This window comes from Desertivirga brevis, from assembly GCF_017355835.1.
Window position 1 is genome coordinate 156646 of sequence record NZ_JAFEWF010000010.1, and the last position, 19387, is coordinate 176032.

Annotated in this window: 15 protein-coding genes, 1 tRNA gene and 1 riboswitch; of the genes, 8 read left to right on the forward strand and 8 right to left on the reverse strand. The window is 41.4% G+C overall.

Features of this window, described 5'->3' with window-relative positions; all coding sequences use genetic code 11:
* Window positions 1–38 precede the first annotated feature (38 nt).
* On the reverse strand, window positions 39–1232 hold the full coding sequence (locus tag J4N25_RS21950) for an efflux RND transporter periplasmic adaptor subunit (protein ID WP_207423959.1): 1194 nt from the start codon (window positions 1230–1232) through the stop codon (window positions 39–41).
* 17 nt (window positions 1233–1249) lie between these two features.
* Complete coding sequence (locus J4N25_RS21955; RefSeq protein ID WP_207423960.1) at window positions 1250–1702, reverse strand: MarR family winged helix-turn-helix transcriptional regulator; 453 nt, start codon at window positions 1700–1702, stop codon at window positions 1250–1252.
* A gap of 253 nt (window positions 1703–1955) precedes the next feature.
* On the opposite strand from J4N25_RS21955, the gene J4N25_RS21960 reads away from it, so the two are divergent.
* From J4N25_RS21960 to metH, 8 genes are all read left to right on the forward strand, one after another.
* Window positions 1956–2171, forward strand: coding sequence for a hypothetical protein (locus tag J4N25_RS21960; RefSeq protein WP_207423961.1), 216 nt, complete (start codon window positions 1956–1958; stop codon window positions 2169–2171).
* 351 nt (window positions 2172–2522) lie between these two features.
* Window positions 2523–4016: a PAS domain-containing sensor histidine kinase gene (locus tag J4N25_RS21965; protein WP_207423962.1), complete on the forward strand. Its 1494-nt coding sequence runs from the start codon at window positions 2523–2525 to the stop codon at window positions 4014–4016.
* Between the two features lie 208 nt (window positions 4017–4224).
* Entirely contained in the window at window positions 4225–5361 is a 1137-nt protein-coding gene (hemW, locus tag J4N25_RS21970) for a radical SAM family heme chaperone HemW (protein WP_207423963.1), read from the forward strand.
* Between the two features lie 71 nt (window positions 5362–5432).
* Window positions 5433–5984: a fasciclin domain-containing protein gene (locus tag J4N25_RS21975; RefSeq protein WP_207423964.1), complete on the forward strand. Its 552-nt coding sequence runs from the start codon at window positions 5433–5435 to the stop codon at window positions 5982–5984.
* 226 nt (window positions 5985–6210) lie between these two features.
* Window positions 6211–7089, forward strand: coding sequence for a carbohydrate kinase family protein (locus tag J4N25_RS21980; RefSeq protein WP_207423965.1), 879 nt, complete (start codon window positions 6211–6213; stop codon window positions 7087–7089).
* A gap of 98 nt (window positions 7090–7187) precedes the next feature.
* Window positions 7188–8000 carry an N-acetylmuramic acid 6-phosphate etherase gene (gene murQ / locus J4N25_RS21985; RefSeq protein WP_207423966.1) on the forward strand — a complete coding sequence of 271 codons (813 nt, stop codon included), beginning with the start codon at window positions 7188–7190 and terminating at the stop codon, window positions 7998–8000.
* 35 nt (window positions 8001–8035) lie between these two features.
* Window positions 8036–8602: a hypothetical protein gene (locus J4N25_RS21990; RefSeq protein WP_207423967.1), complete on the forward strand. Its 567-nt coding sequence runs from the start codon at window positions 8036–8038 to the stop codon at window positions 8600–8602.
* Between the two features lie 128 nt (window positions 8603–8730).
* Window positions 8731–8842: riboswitch (SAM riboswitch) on the forward strand.
* Between the two features lie 179 nt (window positions 8843–9021).
* Entirely contained in the window at window positions 9022–12693 is a 3672-nt protein-coding gene (gene metH / locus J4N25_RS21995) for a methionine synthase (RefSeq protein WP_207423968.1), read from the forward strand.
* Between the two features lie 50 nt (window positions 12694–12743).
* Here metH and J4N25_RS22000 read toward each other — a convergent pair whose 3' ends face one another.
* The 6 genes from J4N25_RS22000 to thrA all read right to left on the reverse strand — a co-directional run bounded on the left by J4N25_RS22000 (window position 12744) and on the right by thrA (window position 19294).
* Window positions 12744–13517: a ThuA domain-containing protein gene (locus J4N25_RS22000; RefSeq protein WP_207423969.1), complete on the reverse strand. Its 774-nt coding sequence runs from the start codon at window positions 13515–13517 to the stop codon at window positions 12744–12746.
* 103 nt (window positions 13518–13620) lie between these two features.
* Window positions 13621–13693 (reverse strand) — tRNA-Thr (locus J4N25_RS22005).
* Window positions 13694–13799: 106 nt separating this feature from the next.
* The gene (locus tag J4N25_RS22010) at window positions 13800–14405 is read right to left on the reverse strand and encodes an HAD family hydrolase (RefSeq protein WP_207423970.1); all 606 of its coding nucleotides are present in this window, start codon (window positions 14403–14405) and stop codon (window positions 13800–13802) included.
* Between the two features lie 4 nt (window positions 14406–14409).
* The gene (gene thrC / locus J4N25_RS22015) at window positions 14410–15717 is read right to left on the reverse strand and encodes a threonine synthase (protein ID WP_207423971.1); all 1308 of its coding nucleotides are present in this window, start codon (window positions 15715–15717) and stop codon (window positions 14410–14412) included.
* Between the two features lie 128 nt (window positions 15718–15845).
* A complete protein-coding gene (locus J4N25_RS22020; RefSeq protein ID WP_207423972.1) occupies window positions 15846–16781 on the reverse strand; it encodes a homoserine kinase in 936 nt (311 codons plus the stop codon).
* Between the two features lie 65 nt (window positions 16782–16846).
* On the reverse strand, window positions 16847–19294 hold the full coding sequence (thrA, locus tag J4N25_RS22025) for a bifunctional aspartate kinase/homoserine dehydrogenase I (protein ID WP_207423973.1): 2448 nt from the start codon (window positions 19292–19294) through the stop codon (window positions 16847–16849).
* Window positions 19295–19387 lie beyond the last annotated feature (93 nt).

Below are 19387 nucleotides of genomic sequence, written 5' to 3' on the forward strand. Positions count from 1 at the left end.
GAGCAAAAATCCCTGAACTATTTTCAGACAGAAAAAAACTATCGCTGAACTTCTTCTTGTTTTAGTGCATTAAACACACTGTCGGCATTCACCACAACGGGTTTAATCTTTGCACCTTCACGAAGTCCGGCTATTCCTTCAATTACGATCTTGTCGCCTGCTTTTAATCCGCTTTGTACTACGTAGGAAAGGCCGGCAGCCGAAGGGTTTATATCAACAGGTGAAGATGTTACAGAATCAGCCCTAAGCACATAAACAAATTTCTTCCCCTGTATCTCGTAAGTTGCTTTTTGAGGTACAAGAATAGCATTTGGGATAGTAACCGGAATACGAAGGGTTCCAGTACTACCGCTCCGTAACAAACCAAGAGGATTTGGGAAAGTAGCCCTGAAATTAGACGAACCTGTTTCTGTATTGATCAAGGCACTCGCTGCTTCTACTTTTCCCTTTTGCGGGTAGGGTGAACCATCAGGAAGAATTAACTCTACTGCCGGTAACTTAGCAAGTTTTGCCTGCAAAGTAGAACCTCCAGTTGACTTTGTAAAAAGTAAAACCTGCTTTTCGTTCATCGAAAAATAGGCATACATCTGCGTTACATTTGCCACCGTAGTCAATGGCTCGGGAATATTGCTACTTACCAGGGCACCCACTTTATAGGGGATACGACCAATGACTCCGTTTGCAGGACTAGTTACTAAAGAATAGGAAAGGTTAGTCCTTGCATTTTTTAACTGGGCCTGTGCTGCTGAAAGTGATGCCCGGGCCGACTGCAAATTTAACTGTGCGTTTTGAAGTTCGAAGTTGCTGATGATATCCCTTTCAACCAAAGGCTTGACCTGGGTAACCTTCAATTGTGCATTGCTAACGTTAGTGCGGGCGATCTGTACATTCGCCTGGGCAGTTCTAACCTGTTGTTCAAACAGATCTCCATTTATTCTGAACAGACGTTGTCCTTTTTTAACCATTGCCCCTTCATCTACGTAGATCTGTTCAATGTATCCATCAATTCTTGGTCTGATCTCAACTGTTTGCTGCCCTTCGATAGTTGCAGGAAAATCGGTATGTAATTCTGCCACCTGCGGAGCTAACTCAATTATTTTATAATCTTTGACCTGATTGGGATCTCCTGCCCCGCCCGGTGCAGCACCTTTACTGTTTCCTCCTCCGCATGATGCCAGCAAAAGCGGTACGGAGATAAACATTGAGAAAATTAAGCGGTGTTTTTTGTTCATGATTGATGGTTGTGTGATTATTTAGATGATTGTAATGCGTTTGCGTTTTGCTGTATCTGACGTAGAACTCTTATAGTAGTCTCGTAATCTTCATTACTGATATCTTCTGTAAGCGCTTTAAAAACCCCTTCTTCTATCTCAAAAATCCTATCAAATAGCCGGTCGCACTGCTCTGTAGCACTGATGGTATTTTTCCTCCTGTCCCCGGCTACCTGACTTCTTTTTACCAACTCCTGCTTCTCGAGCACGTCTATTGTTCTTAGTACAGCCGACTTATCCTTACAGGTATGATTTGCCATATCTTGCTGTGTTACATCCCCCTCCATACTTCTTAACCCATGAAGAAATATATATTGCTCTATGGTAATGGGAATATCATGTTTGACAAAGGCATTACCTAATACTTTAAGGATCAGTCGCCTGGTAGTGCCTATTACATATCCAATTGATGGACTAGTTCTGTTGCTCATTTCAATAGTTGATAATGTCAACAAATATAAAGAGATTGAATGTTGATAAAATGTCAGAATAGAAAATTCACAAAAAGTTGCTTAAGAACGTTGAGGTAGGCAAAAGGAGAAAATATAGTAATTGGGCAACAAATTGTATTTTTTCTTACTCTGCTGACATAGGATTGTCACCACTAGCCGTCATTTTTGAAAAAATTTTAAAATAATAAGCAACAATCGCTGCCCTTAATCATCTAAATAAATATCACTAGAAATGAAGATCCTGGTTTTTAAAACAAATGTGCGGAGACAAGAACAGATCTCTAAACTAAAAGCACTTCTAAGTCCTGTACTTTCTATTTTAGAATGGAACGTTGATTTGAAAGATAGAGATAAGATCCTACGGATTGTAACGAATGGATTACCACCGGTTTTTATTGAAAGTTTGCTTGAAACATCAGGAATATACTGCGAAGAGCTTGAAGATTAGCTATCATGCTGAAACGGGATTAACTAAAAGACACCAGATGCTAAAAACAGGCCGCGGAATACCAATGCGTAAAGTGTACTTTATAAAAAAGGGCCGGAAAAAATCCCGGCCCTACATCTACCTATGAAAAACATGCCCTTTGGGAGGGCAAATACTTATAGACAATTTACATGCCATCAAAACAATTAGGGATTTAGATTGTAAATCGGCATTAACTCATAAAATTACTGTGGAATCTCATACCCTATGTTGATCATTTTCCCCACTTATCTACTAACCAACTTAACCCAACCAACTTTTCCTTTACTCATTCAGAAATAAACCATCTTTTAAAGTCCTTGTTAACAAAACATGGACGTATCCCAACAATCAAATTCCATTGCATCTGACTTTTTGCAAGATCGTGAACAGTTCTTCAATCAGGTATTACAAAGTATGGATGAATACGCTGTGTTCACTACAGACAAGGAAGGATATATTACCAGTTGGAATACAGGGGCGTTTTATTTATTCGATTACACTACAGAAGAAATTCTAAACCGACAGGGAAATATCCTATACACTCCCGAAGATATTGCTTCACATATCCCGGAACAAGAGATGGAAACAGCTTTAAATGAAGGAAGTGCTTTGAATGAGAGATATCATGTAAAGAAGGATCGCACACAGTTCTGGGGTAGCGGGATGGTATTCCCTCTTTTTGACAAAAACAACCAACACCAGGGTTATACAAAGATAATGCGTAACCTCACTTGGGTAAAAGCTATCGAAGAAGAGAACAGAGAAGTGAATGCATTTGCCAAGAAATTAATTTCAACGTCACTGGAGCCCTTAGTCGTACTCAATAATGATCTAACCGTAAATAACTATAGTGAACCATTCAAGCAATTTTTCCAACTTCAGGACGAACAGTATAGAGGAATGCATATCTACGATGTTCTAGACACAAAGGTTAACAAGTCCCGCCTGCAACATTTATTCGAGGACGAACTAGGCAAGCATGATTTTAAAAAAGATTTTGAAATAGCACTAAATGAGGGGACCGAAAGCCAGAAAATCATAAAAATAGATACCCGGAAGTTCACCATAAACGACAAAGGCAAACAAATGATTATGCAGGCCTTTGAGGACGTTACCGAGAAAAAGGCATTACAGGAAATGAAAGAGATCTTTATTGGAGTGGCAAGTCACGAGATAAAAAACCCCTTAGCAGTACTAAGAGCATATGTTCAACTTTTACAAAAAGAACTGGGAAGCTCAGCAGATGAAAAGGTTAGAATCGCTGTGAAGAAGATCAATGAGCAAGGCGATAAGCTTTTACGGCTAGTTAATCAACTTCTGGACGTTTCTAAGCTGGAAAACTTCGAGTTAAAACTGAAGAAGGAACAATTTAATATCAGGGACCTGATAGCAAAAGCAGTAGAGGAATTTAAAGCAATGTCTCCACATGACATATTATTTAAAACAGGATTGGACGTAGAAGTATGCGCTGATCCAATCCGCATTCACCAGGTACTTACCAATCTAATATCAAATGCGATTAAATATAGTCCCGGAACTACTCATATTATTATAGAAATGTACATTGAGGAGAGGAACCGGAAAGTAGTTGTGAAAGTTCAGGACTTTGGAATTGGCGTTAGAGAAATTGACAAAGAAAAACTATTTGATAAATTCCAGCGAGCTTCTGACGTAGAAGGTCGAAGAATACAAGGGGTGGGACTTGGACTACATATTAGCAAAGAGATTGTAGAAAGCCATGAGGGGGAACTTTGGTTTGAAAGCGAAGAAGGCAAAGGAAGCTCGTTCTATTTTAGCCTGCCACTTGTAGACGCCTGCAGCTAGAAATCTTCTTGCACCTTTTGCTTAACAAATAAGGTTACATTCTTCTTATCTTAAAAAGGCTATTTCAAGCTACCTTTGATGATCTTCTATTCTGCCGGGCGGGACAATTGTTCTTTTCCAGATGGCTCTCAAGCCGGCTCAGAAAGAAGATAACTAACAGGAGCTAAGGCAATATAAAAGGCTCTTGTTCGACTTAAGATTAAAGAACATGGCCGGAATATATCTTCATATCCCCTTCTGCAAGAAAGCTTGTCACTATTGTGATTTCCATTTTACCACCTCCTTTCGCGACAAGGATGTGCTGTTAAAGGCAATGCATGATGAGATCAGACTGCAGAAAAATTTCCTGGAAGGGAGTCCGGTTGACACCATCTATTTTGGGGGAGGAACGCCGTCTGTTGTAGGCGCAGGTGAAATACAACGACTTATTGATTCTATCACAGCCTTACATGAGGTAAAAGCAGATGCAGAAATCACACTGGAAACTAATCCTGACGATTTGGAAAGCCAGGCAGTAAAGGAATTAAGACAAACCCAGGTAAATCGCTTTAGTATTGGCGTTCAGTCATTTTATGAGGAAGATCTCATTTGGATGAACCGTGCACATAACTCGCAGCAAGCAGAAGCTTCAATAAAGCGAGTACAAGATGCTGGCTTCGAAAACATAACAGCAGACCTTATTTATGGCTACCCTCTTCTAACAGATCATAAATGGAAAAATAATATCCACAGGATGGTTGAGCTGGCCGTCCCCCATATATCTGCCTATTCGATGACCGTAGAACAGAGAACGGCACTTGCACACTTCATAAAAAGCGGCAAACAGGCAGCCATGAATGATCAGCAAAGCGCCGAACAATTTGTTATCCTGATAGAGAGTTTGGAATCTTCAGGATTCGAGCATTACGAAATATCAAACTTTGCAAAACCCGGGTACTACTCAAAACACAATGCTAATTACTGGAAGGGTGTAACTTATCTGGGTCTTGGACCTTCTGCTCACTCATTTAACGGTACAGAAAGACAGTGGAACATTGCTAATAACTCCAAATACATTAAATCTATACTAGATGGCGTTGTACCGGCAGATAGGGAGATCTTAAGTAAAGAGGACCGTTTTAATGAATATATCATGACTTCATTAAGAACTATATGGGGAACAGACCTACTTTTCGTGGAAAAAGAATTCGGCTCAGACTTTAAAAATATGCTTACAGGATCTCTGCAGGAGTTCCAGGAAAAAGAATTGGTGACGATATCAGATAATAAAGTCAGGTTGACCAAAGAGGGGAAATTATTTGCTGACCATATTGCATCTGAACTCTTTATTTCAACTGAGCAATAAATTTAATCAAAAGAAATCCACTCCTTTTTACATTTCGTAATTCTTCATGATAACAAAAAGAACCCTCAATCATGAAAAGAATTGCCCTGACAATTATTGCAGTAGTAGCTACTGTATTATGTACCGAAACTTTTGCTCAGAAAACAGTAATGGTAGGCGGTGCTGCCATGTACCCTACTAAAGACATTGTAGACAATGCTGTAAACTCAAAAGATCACACTACTTTGGTTGCAGCGGTTAAAGCAGCCGGCCTTGTAGAAACCTTGAAGTCTGAAGGACCATTTACCGTATTTGCCCCAACTAACGCTGCATTCGATAAACTTCCTGCCGGAACAGTTGAATCTTTAGTTAAACCGGAGAATAAGACTACGCTCACCAATATTCTTACTTACCATGTTGTTGCCGGAAGACACAGCGCATCTGACATTGCTTCCGCGATCAAAAAAGGAAACGGAACTGCTGAATTCAAAACAGCCAATGGCGGAAAACTTTGGGCAATGATGAATGGCAAAAACCTTGTACTTAAAGACGAAAAAGGAATGACCTCGATGGTTACCATCAAGGATGTTTTTCAGAAAAATGGAGTAATCCACGTATTAGATACTGTATTAATGCCAAATTAACCATTAATGCTCTCAGTTGAACCCGGCCCCCTCCAGCCGGGTTTCTTTTTATATCTACCTGGCTAAAAGATTGCCTTTCTGAGGTCATCATCCATTAGTGAGATCCGCTTCTAAATGCTTTTTATAAATCTGAAAACCATCACAAAGAAAAAAGCTTTTAGATTTACAAGGAGCTGGCAGAATATATAACAGTCGCAATTCCGCCCTCTCATTAAAATTATAGTAGATGAAAAAAGTAGTTTGCTTCGGCGAGGTTTTATGGGATAATTTTAAGGATGGCAGAAAACCAGGAGGTGCTCCAATGAATGCAGCCCTTCATCTGTTTAGAAATGCTGTTGATGCGGTTGTTATCAGTAGCCTGGGTGAAGATCAAAACGGAGAAGACCTCAGGTCGTACCTGGAGACCCAGGGCCTGAACACCAGTTACATCCAAGAACATCCATCTTTACCTACCGGAGTCGTTGAAGTAGATTTGGATGAACAACAGCATCCCACTTATACCATTGTGAAACCAGTGGCCTGGGATGAGATCAATTACACATCAGAGCTAGAAGAATTCGTAAAAAGTGCAGACGCATTTTTATTTGGAAGTCTTGCAGTTCGCGAAGAACAGTCAAGAACTACACTATTTCAACTCATCCCCGCGGCAAGGTTAAAAGTGCTCGACCTAAACCTTCGACCTCCCTATTTGGAGCAGGAACTAATCAAAGAACTGATATCTAAATGTGATCTCCTGAAATTAAATGAAGATGAATTAGGGTACATCGGGACCTTATTAAGTATTGGCGGAGACAGTCTAGAAGCCTATATATCAGAAGTTGCCAAAGCTACCGGAATAAAAACGGTTTGTGTTACCCTCGGAGGTGACGGAGCCGCAGTGTATCATGAAGGGAATTTCTACCAACACGCTGGCTTTAAAGTTGAAGTAGCTGATACCGTTGGTGCGGGAGATGCCTTTCTCGCTACTTTTCTTTCCGGTTACCTGGAACGAAGGCCTATTGACGCGGTTCTGGAACGAGCATGTGCGGCTGGAGCACTAGTGGCATCAAGAAAAGGAGCCAATCCTGATTACTCAATGGAAGATGTCACAGAACTAATGTTGTAACCCTGAAAACATCCAGAATATCCATTGTACTATCATAAAGCTGCCTGTCTAGCGACTCTTTTTCTTTCACCCTCAGCAAAAATTCTGACCTTTGCGCTATGAATCGAACTACCGAGCAGGACTCGCTATATACCGACCTCGACCAAATGCCAGTTGAAGCCTTGCTTCGCGGAATCAACAATGAAGATAAAACTGTTCCATTAGCTGTTGAAAAAGCTATACCTCAAATTGAGAAACTCGTAGAAGTTATATCTGAAAAGATGAGAGCGGGTGGCAGACTGTTTTACATAGGTGCTGGCACTAGCGGTCGTTTAGGTATTGTCGATGCATCTGAATGTCCGCCTACTTATGGAGTTCCGCATGATTGGGTTATTGGTATTATCGCTGGTGGCGACGGAGCAATCCGGAAAGCAGTTGAATTTGCAGAAGACGACAGGGAACAGGCATGGAAAGACTTGCAGGTATACAATATTTCTGATAAAGACGTTCTTGTAGGAATCGCAGCATCGGGCACAACTCCCTATGTTATCGGTGGCTTACAAATGGCTAATCACATGGGAATTGTTACAGGTTGCATTGTATGTAATGAAGGAAGTGCTGTGGCTGCCGAATCCAAATTTCCAATAGAAGTAGTTGTAGGTCCCGAGTTCGTTACGGGTTCCACCCGTATGAAGTCTGGAACTGCACAAAAACTGGTATTAAATATGATCAGTACGACTGTTATGATACAGTTAGGCAGGGTTAAAGGCAACAAGATGTTCGACATGCAGCTTAGCAACAACAAGCTGATCCATCGCGCCGTTAATATGGTAATGGAAGCTACGGGGTCAAATGAAGAAACGGCACAAAAACTGCTCGAACAACATGGAAATGTTAGAAAAGCAGTGGAAGCTTTTAAAAAAGAACACTAAATATTATTTCTCCCAAAAGGGAGACGGAGGGCAATATGCACGACATAGAACCATATTACAGGTGGCGTGACGATTATGTGGCAGCGGAAGATGAGAAGTCTCCCTTTTATCAGACCGAGTACAGCGAGTTCGAGTTTGATAAAATGATCTACAATTACTACATTCATCCTCAATGGGATCATTTTGGTTCTCAGACGTTATATATTAAAATCCTCTTCGTTGACTACGATAGACACTATGCCATCATCGAACTCATTGGAGAATGGAACGATACGCTATACAATGATATAATGCTCCTAAAAAGGGAGATCCTTGAACTAATGATGCAGGAAGGCATTAATAAATTCATTTTGATAGGTGAAAACGTATTAAACTTCCATGCTTCAGATGATTCTTACTATGAAGAATGGTTCCAGGATGTTGAGGACGGTTGGATTGCCGGTGTAAATTTCAGAGAACATGTAGTGGATGAATTTAAGGAAAGTAATATCGACTACTATATCAACTTTGGTGGAAATCTGGACGAAATGACATGGAGAAATCTGAAGCCTTTACAGTTTTTCAAAAATGTTGAGGAGCAGTTGACAAAGAGGTTGCACTGATCTATCCTTATATCTGCTAGGAGTATTCTCAGGAAGGAAATCATCATAGCAAACTCATTTCGAAGGGCATTACCACCGGTGATGCCTTTCTTATTTGCAAATCACCCGACTTTATTGCATTTTTGCATTGCTTATTCAGAAAGACGGAGGGACTAGACCCTATGAAGTCTTAGCAACCTGTACTTACAAGGTGCTAAATTCTATCCGAGTCCGCACCTGAGGATTAGGAAAAGATAAGTTAGAAAGAAAGCCGGAGACCGACTTTTCGAAAATAAGCATTGTTAGATGTGAGATTTGAGATATTAGATGTGAGACTTCTTATAAGTCTTATGATTTAACCACATACAAGTTGACAGGGATAGATATGAGTTTTCGCTAACTCTCATACCTCAATTTCACATTGCATATCTAAATACAAAATGGACATTAGAAAAGAGCTTGAGAAACGAATTCTGATTATTGATGGTGCGATGGGTACAATGATCCAGCGTTATCAGCTAACGGAAGCAGATTTTCGTGGAGAAAGGTTTAAAGACCATCCTTGTGATGTGAAGGGCAACAATGACCTTCTAAACATTACGAGACCAGATATAATCAAAGCTATCCACGCGGAATATTTGGAAGCTGGAGCGGACATTATCGAAACCAATACGTTCAGCACACAACGTATTTCCATGGCAGACTACCAGATGGAAGAGCTGTCATATGAAATGAGTTACGAAGGTGCTCGTATTGCAAAAGAGGTAGCGATGGAGTACACTGCTAAAAATCCAGATAAGCCACGTTTTGTCGCTGGGGCAATTGGTCCAACTACCAAAATGGCATCCATGTCTCCTGATGTGAATGATCCTGGTTTCAGAGCTGTAACATTCGATGAGCTTGCAGAAGCTTTTTATGAGCAGGTGCGCGGTCTTGTTGATGGAGGTGCTGATGTCCTTCTTTTTGAAACCATTACAGATACCCTCATTACAAAAGCGGGAATTTTTGCCGTTAAACGATACGAAGAAGAAATTGGCAAAAAGATTGAAATAATGATCTCGGGCACCATTACTGATGCCAGTGGCCGTACCCTTTCAGGACAAACTGCTGAAGCTTTTCTAAATTCACTTACGCACGCTAGCATATTAAGTATAGGATTCAATTGTGCTTTGGGAGCAAAAGAAATGCGCCCGCATATTGAGGAATTAGCAAAGAAAGCCCCTTGTTATGTTTCAGCATATCCGAATGCCGGCTTACCCAACGAGTTTGGTGCTTATGACGAACTTCCTCATGAAACGGCTCACTTTGTGGAAGACTTTATTGAAAATGGCTTTGTTAACATTGTAGGAGGTTGTTGCGGAACTACTCCTGAACATATTGCCTGCATTGCTGAAAAAGCAGCAAAACATGCTCCAAGGAAAATCCCACAAGTAGACCCTTATTTACGTTTAAGCGGGTTAGAACCTGTTACAATCACTCCTGAAAGTATTTTCGTAAACATCGGAGAACGTACAAACATTACAGGTTCTCCAAAATTCTCTAAACTAATTCTAGGAGGAGATTACGAAGGAGCTCTGGCAGTTGCCCGTCAACAGGTTGAAGGAGGTGCGCAGGTTATCGACGTGAACATGGATGAGGGGATGCTTGACTCGGAAGCGGCAATGACCAAGTTCCTTAATCTGATTGCATCAGAACCTGACATCGCTAAACTTCCGATAATGGTCGATTCATCCAAGTGGACGGTTATCGAAACTGGATTAAAGTGCCTGCAGGGTAAAGGAATTGTGAACTCCATTTCACTTAAGGAGGGTGAAGAGAAATTTATTGAAAGCGCTAAGAAGATCTTGACCTACGGTGCAGCAGTAGTTGTAATGGCTTTCGACGAGAATGGTCAGGCGGATAACTATGAGCGACGTGTGGAGATCTGTAAACGTTCTTATGATATTTTAGTAGATAAAGTTGGTTTCCCTCCTCAGGATATCATCTTCGACCCCAACATCCTTACTGTTGCCACAGGTTTAGAGGAACACAATAATTATGCGGTTGATTTTATTAATGCAACCCGCTGGATAAAAGAGAATCTTCCCTATGCTAAGGTAAGTGGCGGGGTTTCTAACATCTCATTCTCTTTCAGGGGAAATAACGTGGTGCGTGAAGCTATGCACTCTGCTTTCCTATACCATGCAATCAATGCAGGTCTGGATATGGGGATTGTGAACGCTGGCATGCTGGAGGTTTACGAACAGATACCTAAAGAGCTCCTTGAAAGAGTAGAAGATGTACTTCTAAACCGCCGCCCCGACGCGACAGAGAGATTGGTTGAATTTGCAGAGACAGTTAAAGCTAAAGGTAAAGAGGCAGTCAGAGACGAAGAATGGAGAAAAGGAAGCGTTGAAGAACGACTGACACACTCCTTGGTTAAAGGTATAGTGGAATACCTTGATGCTGACGTAGAAGAAGCACGGCAGAAATACGACAGACCTTTGCAGGTAATTGAAGGCCCTCTGATGGACGGAATGAATGTAGTGGGGGATCTATTCGGCGCAGGAAAGATGTTCCTTCCACAGGTTGTTAAATCAGCCCGGGTAATGAAGAAGGCTGTAGCTTACCTACTGCCTTTTATCGAGGAAGAAAAGTTAAAGAACCCTTCATCAACGGGATCAAGTTCAGCCGGAAAGGTTTTATTAGCCACTGTGAAAGGCGACGTACATGATATTGGAAAAAATATAGTCGGGGTTGTACTAGCCTGCAATAACTTCGAAGTTATTGATATGGGCGTGATGGTTCCTGCCCAGGAGATCATAAAAAGGGCTAAAGAGGAAAATGTTGACATCATCGGATTAAGTGGTTTGATCACCCCTTCTTTGGATGAGATGGTACATTTCGCTAAGGAAATGGAACGTGAAGGCTTCAGCATTCCATTGCTGATCGGTGGTGCTACTACTTCCCGCATTCATGCTGCAGTTAAGATTGATCCAAACTATTCGGGTTCTGTGGTACACGTGTTAGACGCTTCAAGGAGCGTTACTGTTTGTAGCACGCTAATGAATGGCGAAGCAAAAGAGACCTATATAACAAACATTAAAGCAGAATACGAGAAAGCGAGAGAAGCACATTTAAATAAGCGGTCAGACAAAAGATATAAAACGATCAAGGAAGCCCGGGAGAATAAGTTCCAAATTAACACTGATCTGGTAGCCTCTGCTCCATCTCTATTGGGAACTAAAGTCTTCGAAGACTTCCCGCTGACTGAGCTCGAAGCGTACATCGACTGGACTCCATTTTTTCATACGTGGGAGCTTCGCGGAAGCTATCCGCGCATTTTCGAGGACAAAGTAGTGGGAGATGAGGCTAAAAAGCTGTACGAAGACGCGCAAAGGCTATTGAGACGAATTGTGGACGAGAAGCTGTTAAAAGCAAAAGCGGTTATAGGGTTCTGGAAAGCGAATACGATAAATGATGACGATATAGAGCTGAAATCAGAAGATCAATCTCCTGTTGTTATTCATACTCTTCGTCAGCAAACTGAAAAAATGGAGGGCGAGCCTTACTATGCACTTTCCGATTTCGTTGCATCTAAAGAAAGCGGTGTAGAAGATTACTTTGGCGGATTTGCCGTTACAGCCGGCATAGGATGTGATGAACTGGTAGCAGAGTTTGAGAAAAACCACGACGACTATAACAGCATCATGACTAAAGCTATCGCTGACCGATTTGCTGAAGCTTTCGCTGAGAAGATGCATGAGTTGGTACGTAAAGAGTACTGGGGCTATGCGAAGGACGAGGATTTGAATAATGAGGAACTGATTAAAGAAAAGTATCAAGGGATCAGGCCTGCACCGGGATATCCGGCTTGTCCTGAACATACCGAAAAGCGTACACTATTTAATTTGTTGAAAGCAGAAGAAACGACCGGTATACATTTGACGGAGAGCTTTGCCATGTATCCTGCGGCTTCTGTTAGCGGTTTTTACTTCTCGCATCCCGAATCCCGCTACTTTGGATTAGGTAAAATAACTAAAGACCAGGTAGAAGATTACGCAACACGGAAGAACATGACACTGGAAGAAGCTGAAAGATGGCTGAGTCCTAATTTGGCTTATACCCCATAGGTTTATAACAAAAAGACCGGCTCAAGCGCCGGTCTTTTTATGTTCTATAATTAATCTCGTCCCGCTGCCCAAATTATTCCCCGGGCCAGTACTCCCAAAAAAACTTCATCAGAAAACATTTCATCTGAGTGACCGAAAGTTGTTCCAAAAACTCTCGCCTTCCCATACTTATTCGTCCAGATAACTGGATGCGTTTTACCATCACGTTCACTGACGGAGGTAGCTAACATTTTCGTATTAGGCCATACCTTCTCAATAATATATAATTCATCTTTTGGCCCTGTCCACTGCTTTGGAAGGTCTTTCGTTATATAATGATCTCCAGTCTTCTGCACGGGATATTGGCTCTGGTGATCATGCCGTCTGCTGGTAACTCCCAAGAACTCTCTCCAATCGTCAATTTCTGCTGTTCGATAAGTATGCATAGCGCAGTGAATAACAACGGCAGGTACTCCTTTAGCGTGGGCAGAAGTAATTTTCTTAATGTAGTCCGGATCTTTTGTATCGGCAAAGCACTCGTTGTGCACTACCAAATCATAACCTTTTGCCCAAGCTTCTTTACTGTAAAGGCTAATTGTTGCAGTTGTACCGGTTCCTCCCTCATTTATAACGGTCCATTCGGCAGTTGTATTCTTAGAAACCGCCTTTTTTAGCTGTTCCGTTTGAGCCGGATAATTATGGCAGCAACCACCTGTAATTAATAAGATCTTTAAAGGCTTTTTACTTGCAAACACCTGATCGGGACGTAGAGTCAAGAGGAGTAGAAGTGTTAAGAAAGATAACTTCGCTAATAAGCCAGGTAGTTTTGGTCGGTTTAATGCCATGGTAATTTCAGAGTGGTATTTAAGTTTCCCTAAGGAACGGAAAATATCACTAAAAACAAAAAAGCCTTGTCTGAGATATCAAACAGGGCTTTTTTGTTTTTTGAGCCTCCTATCGGAATCGAACCAATGACCTACTGATTACAAGTCAGTTGCTCTACCAGCTGAGCTAAGGAGGCTTCGTTGTTATGGCTGCAAAGGTAGAAAAGTTTTGGAATTCTACCAGAGCTAATTTTCATTTTTCCACTAATAACATCATTATCAGCAAGAAAAATTGAAAATTACTTAAAGCAGGCCTCTTTTCTGCAGCTCTGCTTCCAATTCTGTAGGACTAGTAAAATGGATGCTATCTATTCCAAGCTTCCTACCAGCTTCTATATTTCTAAAATTATCGTCGATGAATACAGCCTCTTCCGGCTTAACATTGTAGCGATCCAAAAGTAGTTGATAGAACTCCGGCTGTGGTTTTCTCATTTTCTCAGTACCGGAAACCACTACCCCGTCAAACCAGTTAAGAAAGTCAAACTTCTCCTGAGCAATTGGGAAGGTTTCATGAGACCAGTTAGTAAGAGCGTAGATCTTATACTTACCACTATCCTTTAATCTTTTGAAGATATCTACTGTTCCCTGAATCGGCCCGTTCAGCATCTCAGTCCATCTTCCATAGTAGGCGCGAATGTTCTCCTCGTGTTCAGGAAATTGCTTAACCAGCATTTCTGTGCCTTCGGCTAAAGTTCTGCCTCCATCCTGTTCCTCATTCCAATGATTAGTACAAATGGTTTCGATGAACTGGTTCATTTCAGCTTCGTCGCTGAATATCTGTTTGTATAGATGAAAAGGGTGCCAGTCTATTAGAACTGCACCTAGATCGAAGATTATTGTATTGATCACGTTATTAATTTTTCAATAAATATTGTTTAAATCCTTCAAAGTCAACACCTAGCTCTACAGCTTGCTTTGGCTTGCCTTCCAATACTTTCACCTGCTCGGGAATCTCGACCTGAGCAGCCATTTCTCCCTCATAAATATCAGGGAACTTACAAGGGTGTGCTGTAGAAAGGAAGACTCCTGCACTTTTCAGATCTCCTGTTACCCTTCTATAATCCTCAACTGCTAACCAGGCGATAGCTGTATGCGGACATACGATATAATCGTATTTTTCGTACACTTCCATCACTGCAGCTCTTGTTTGCTCGTCGGTATAACTAGCCGCCGATACTTCCTTTTTAACTTCCTCTAATTCGTTCTTAAACAAAGTCATAATACGAACCCAGTTACTTGGATTACCGACGTCCATTGCATTAGATAAAGTAGCTATGGAAGGTTTCGGTTCATATTTACCTGTTTTAAAGAAAGCAGGCACAGTATCGTTCACGTTCGTTGCTGCAATATATTGTTTAACAGGCAATCCCATTTTCCACGCCAGCAAACCTGCTCCTATGTTTCCAAAATTTCCGCTAGGCACAGAAAAAACTACATCCGTTTTCCCTTCTCTCTTTAACTGAGCATAAGCATTGAAATAGTAGAAGGTTTGGGGAATTAACCGGGAGATATTGATAGAGTTAGCTGAAGTCAGCCTGAACTTCTCATTCAATTCAGCATCCACAAAGGCCTGCTTTACTAATGTCTGGCAGTCATCGAAAGTCCCATCAATTTCAACTGCCCGGATATTTTGTCCATTCGTAGTTAATTGAAGCTCCTGGATAGGACTTACTTTTCCTTTTGGGTATAGGATAGTAACCTGGGTGTTAGGTACCCCTAAAAAGCCTAAAGCAACTGCACCTCCGGTGTCACCTGACGTAGCAACAAGCACATTTAGTGTCTTCTCTCCTTCTTCAAGAAAATAAGCCATGATCCTGCTCATGAACCTGGCCCCAAAATCCTTAAAAGCTAAAGACGGTCCGTGAAAGAGCTCAAGTACATAGGTATTCTCATCAAGCTTTCTTGCTGGAGCAGGAAAGTTAATTGCCTCTTCAACAATAGCTTTAAGATCAGCTTCAGGCAAAGCATCCTTAAGAATGGTTTTCGCCACTTTGAAAGCAATTTCCTGAAGTGAATATTTCTCAATATTGTTAATGAAATCCTCGTCCAACGTCGGGATTTCGTAGGGCATATATAAACCTTTATCCTGAGGCATGCTATTGAACACAGCCTCTTTAAAGTCTACTGATAAAGCTGAATTATTGGTACTATAGAATTTCAATTTGATTTACGATTTTAGAATTACGATTTACGATTTGTCTTGCTAGCGCCAAATTGATTTACGATTTTAGATTTCAGAATTACGATTGGAATTGAAGCCGCTATTTGATTTACGATTGATCCTAGGCATTAATCTAATATTATAGGACCGTTAGCATTCACTTTGGAAACATATCCCTGGCTGCCTATACTTAACGTTGAAAGGTGCTTTTGAATTGCCGCAGTTATCCTTTCTGCAGTTTCCTGGTCTTTTGTAAACGAGAATACTGACGGACCAGAACCTGAGATTCCGAAACTTAAAGCTCCTAATCCCATTGCAATTTCTCGCATCTTATGAAAATCAGGTATCAGGATAGAGCGAACAGGCTCGACTAACACATCCACCATACTTCTCCCTATCAAGTCCATATCCTTCATGAAAAGTCCGCTTACCAGACCGGCAACATTTCCCCATTGGGTAACTGCATCTTTTAACAGCACTTTACTACGGATCATTTGCCTTGCATCCCTGGTGGGAACATCTACTTCCGGGAATACTATCGCAGTATGCAATTCTTCTGGATAAGGAAGTTTGATAACGTCGAGAGGATCATAACTTCTTACAAGGATGAAACCTCCCAGCAAAGCCGGGGCAACATTATCAGCATGGCCGAATCCACAAGCCAACTCCTCCCCTTTCATAGCGAAGGGAAGCAGGTCATCTTGCTTAATCGGACAATCTAAAAGGGAATTGATAGCAAACAAGCCTGCAACAGTACTGGCAGAACTTGAACCGAGACCACTCCCAATGGGCATTTTTTTATGTAATTCGATCTCAACTCCGATATCTGTTCTTCCAATGTGCTGCAAAAACATTTGAACGCATGCACTTGCTGTATTCTTTGCAGGATCTAGTGGAAGTCTGCCATCATCTCCTGTGATCTTAGTGATTACAACTCCTGGCTCAGACCTTCGACGCATAATCACCTCATCACCCGGCGCATTGACTGCAAGTCCCAAAACATCAAAGCCACATACCACATTGGCTACAGTAGCCGGAGCAAAAACTCTTATTGATTCTCTCATTGACTCCAAACCCCTAAAGGGGCTTATTTAAAGCGTTAGAAAAAACCCCTTAAGGGGGATGGGACTTAGGCCCCTACGTTAACGATATCAGCAAATACACCGGCAGCTGTAACTTCGGCACCTGCACCAGGGCCTTTCACTACCAGTGGACGTTCTTTGTACCGGTCGGTAGTGAAGGAAATAATATTATCACTACCTGAAAGCATATAGAACGGATGGTTTTCGTCTACCATTTCCAATGAAATAGTAGCCTGACCATTTTCAAGCTTACCTATATAACGAAGCACCTTTCCACTACTTTCCGCATCGTTCTTCAATTTCTCAAAGAAATAATTATTTGCTTTCAGCTGCTCGTAAAAATCCTCAACAGAAGTAGCTTCCATACATGCTTTCGGAAGGATTGCTCCTATCTTAACATCTTCTGGCTCTAGCTCGTGACCTGCATCTCTTGCAAGGATCAGGATTTTACGCATAAAGTCAGTTCCACTTAAATCATCACGGGGATCGGGTTCAGTATAACCTTTTTCCTGTGCAGTTTTCACTACGTCATGGAATGTCAGGTCTCCTTTGAAATTATTGAAGATAAAGGAAATCGTTCCTGAAAGAATTGCTTCGATACGAACTACCCTGTCACCACTCATCATCAAATCTTTTAGAGTACGAATGATAGGTAATCCAGCGCCTACGTTAGTTTCATAGAAGAAATCCACTCCGTGTTTGTGTGCAGCATCTTTGAAGGCTTTATATTGTGCATAAGAAGAGGAATTTCCTATCTTATTACAAGTTACTACTGAAATAGTAGAACTAAGTATTTCTGCATACTTTGAGATGGGAGCCGGACTAGCAGTGTTATCAACAAAGACTGCATTTGGAAGGTTCAGCTCTTTCATCTTAAGAACAAACTTGTCCAGGCTAGCAACTTCTTCGGAAGCATTTAATGTTTCTTCCCAATTCTGTAAGGACAGACCTTCGGGATTGAAGACCATCTTCTTACTGTTACTGATACCAATAACATTAATTAAAATTCCATTTTGTTGCTTTAAAAACTCCCTGTGCTCTTCCAACTGACGGAAAAGGGTTTTTCCGATATTTCCTGTACCAACGCAGAAAATATTCAGGGTCTTTTTAAGATCTGTATAGAAAGCATCATGAACCGCATTTAAAGCTTTTGCCAGATCATGACGGGAAATAATAACCGAAATATTGTACTCGGATGAGCCCTGCGCAATTGCACGAACATTTACACCATTGCGACCTAAAGCATGGAACAAAGTACCGGCAATACCCGGAGTTTCCTTCATGTTCTCCCCTACGATGGCAAGAACGGATAATCCTTCCTCGATTACAGGACTTTCAATTTTCTTCGCCTCAAGCTCAAGTTCGAATTCATGCTCAATCAATTGTTTCGCCTTAAAAGCGTCCGCAGGATTCACAGCAAAGGTGATACTATGCTCGGATGAACTTTGAGTGATCAGAACAACGTTTATTTGCTCGCGGGCTAATAACGAGAATAATCGTCCGCTAAAACCAGCTTTACCCACCATTCCGCTTCCGGTAAGGTTAAGAACGCTTATATCATTTATGGAAGAAATTCCCTTTACGCTATGCTCAGATCTGTTAGTCTCGTGACTGATAACAGTACCGCGGAAATCAGGCTCGAAAGTATTCCTGATAACAATAGGGATCTTCTTCAGGAAAGCCGGGATCATCGTTGGAGGATAAATAACCTTTGCACCGAAGTAGGAAAGTTCCATTGCTTCAGTATAAGAAAGCTCAGTTAATGGGAAAGCTTTCTTCACGATCCGCGGATCGGCCGTCATCATTCCATTTACATCCGTCCAGATCTCAATAGCGTTCACGTTTAAAGCAGCACCAACAATAGCTGCGGTATAATCGCTGCCACCGCGACCTAAGGTTGTAATGCTACCTGTGTCGTTACTGCCAATAAAACCAGTAACAAAGATCAATTTATCTTTATTCTCCTCGTAGAATCCGCGAACCAATAAGTCGGTCACTTCAGTCTGAACCTTCGCGTTCCCGAAATTGCTATCTGTTTTTATGAATTGAGAAGCATCCGCAAACACGGAATCTCCTATATATTGATCTGCAATCCTGCTAACCATTAAGGTAGAACAACGCTCGCCATAGCTTAATATACGATCACGCGTACGAGGAGTAAGTTCATTTAGACTAAGAACACCTTGAAGAAGGTCTTCAATCTCATTAAAGAATAGCTTAAGCTTTGTGAAAACAGGGTTCTGACGTGGGACTTCCAGTAAGGCCTTCACCACATCAAAGTGGCGGTTTTCCAGATCCGTCAGGTCCTGAGAAAAATCTTGACCCGTAGCAGCTTTATCGGCCATGCTTACAAGTAAATTCGTAACTCCACCCATTGCAGACAATACAACAACAGGGCTTCCATTTTCAGCTTTCTCTCTCTGAAGGATACTTATCAGGGTCCGGATACTCTCTACCGATCCGACTGATGTACCACCAAACTTTAATACATTCATTTATTTATGAGATTTGAGATGTGAGATCATAGATACGAGAATCTATCCTCCCCACCATTTATGTTATGCTCCTCACAAACGGAGCTATTCACT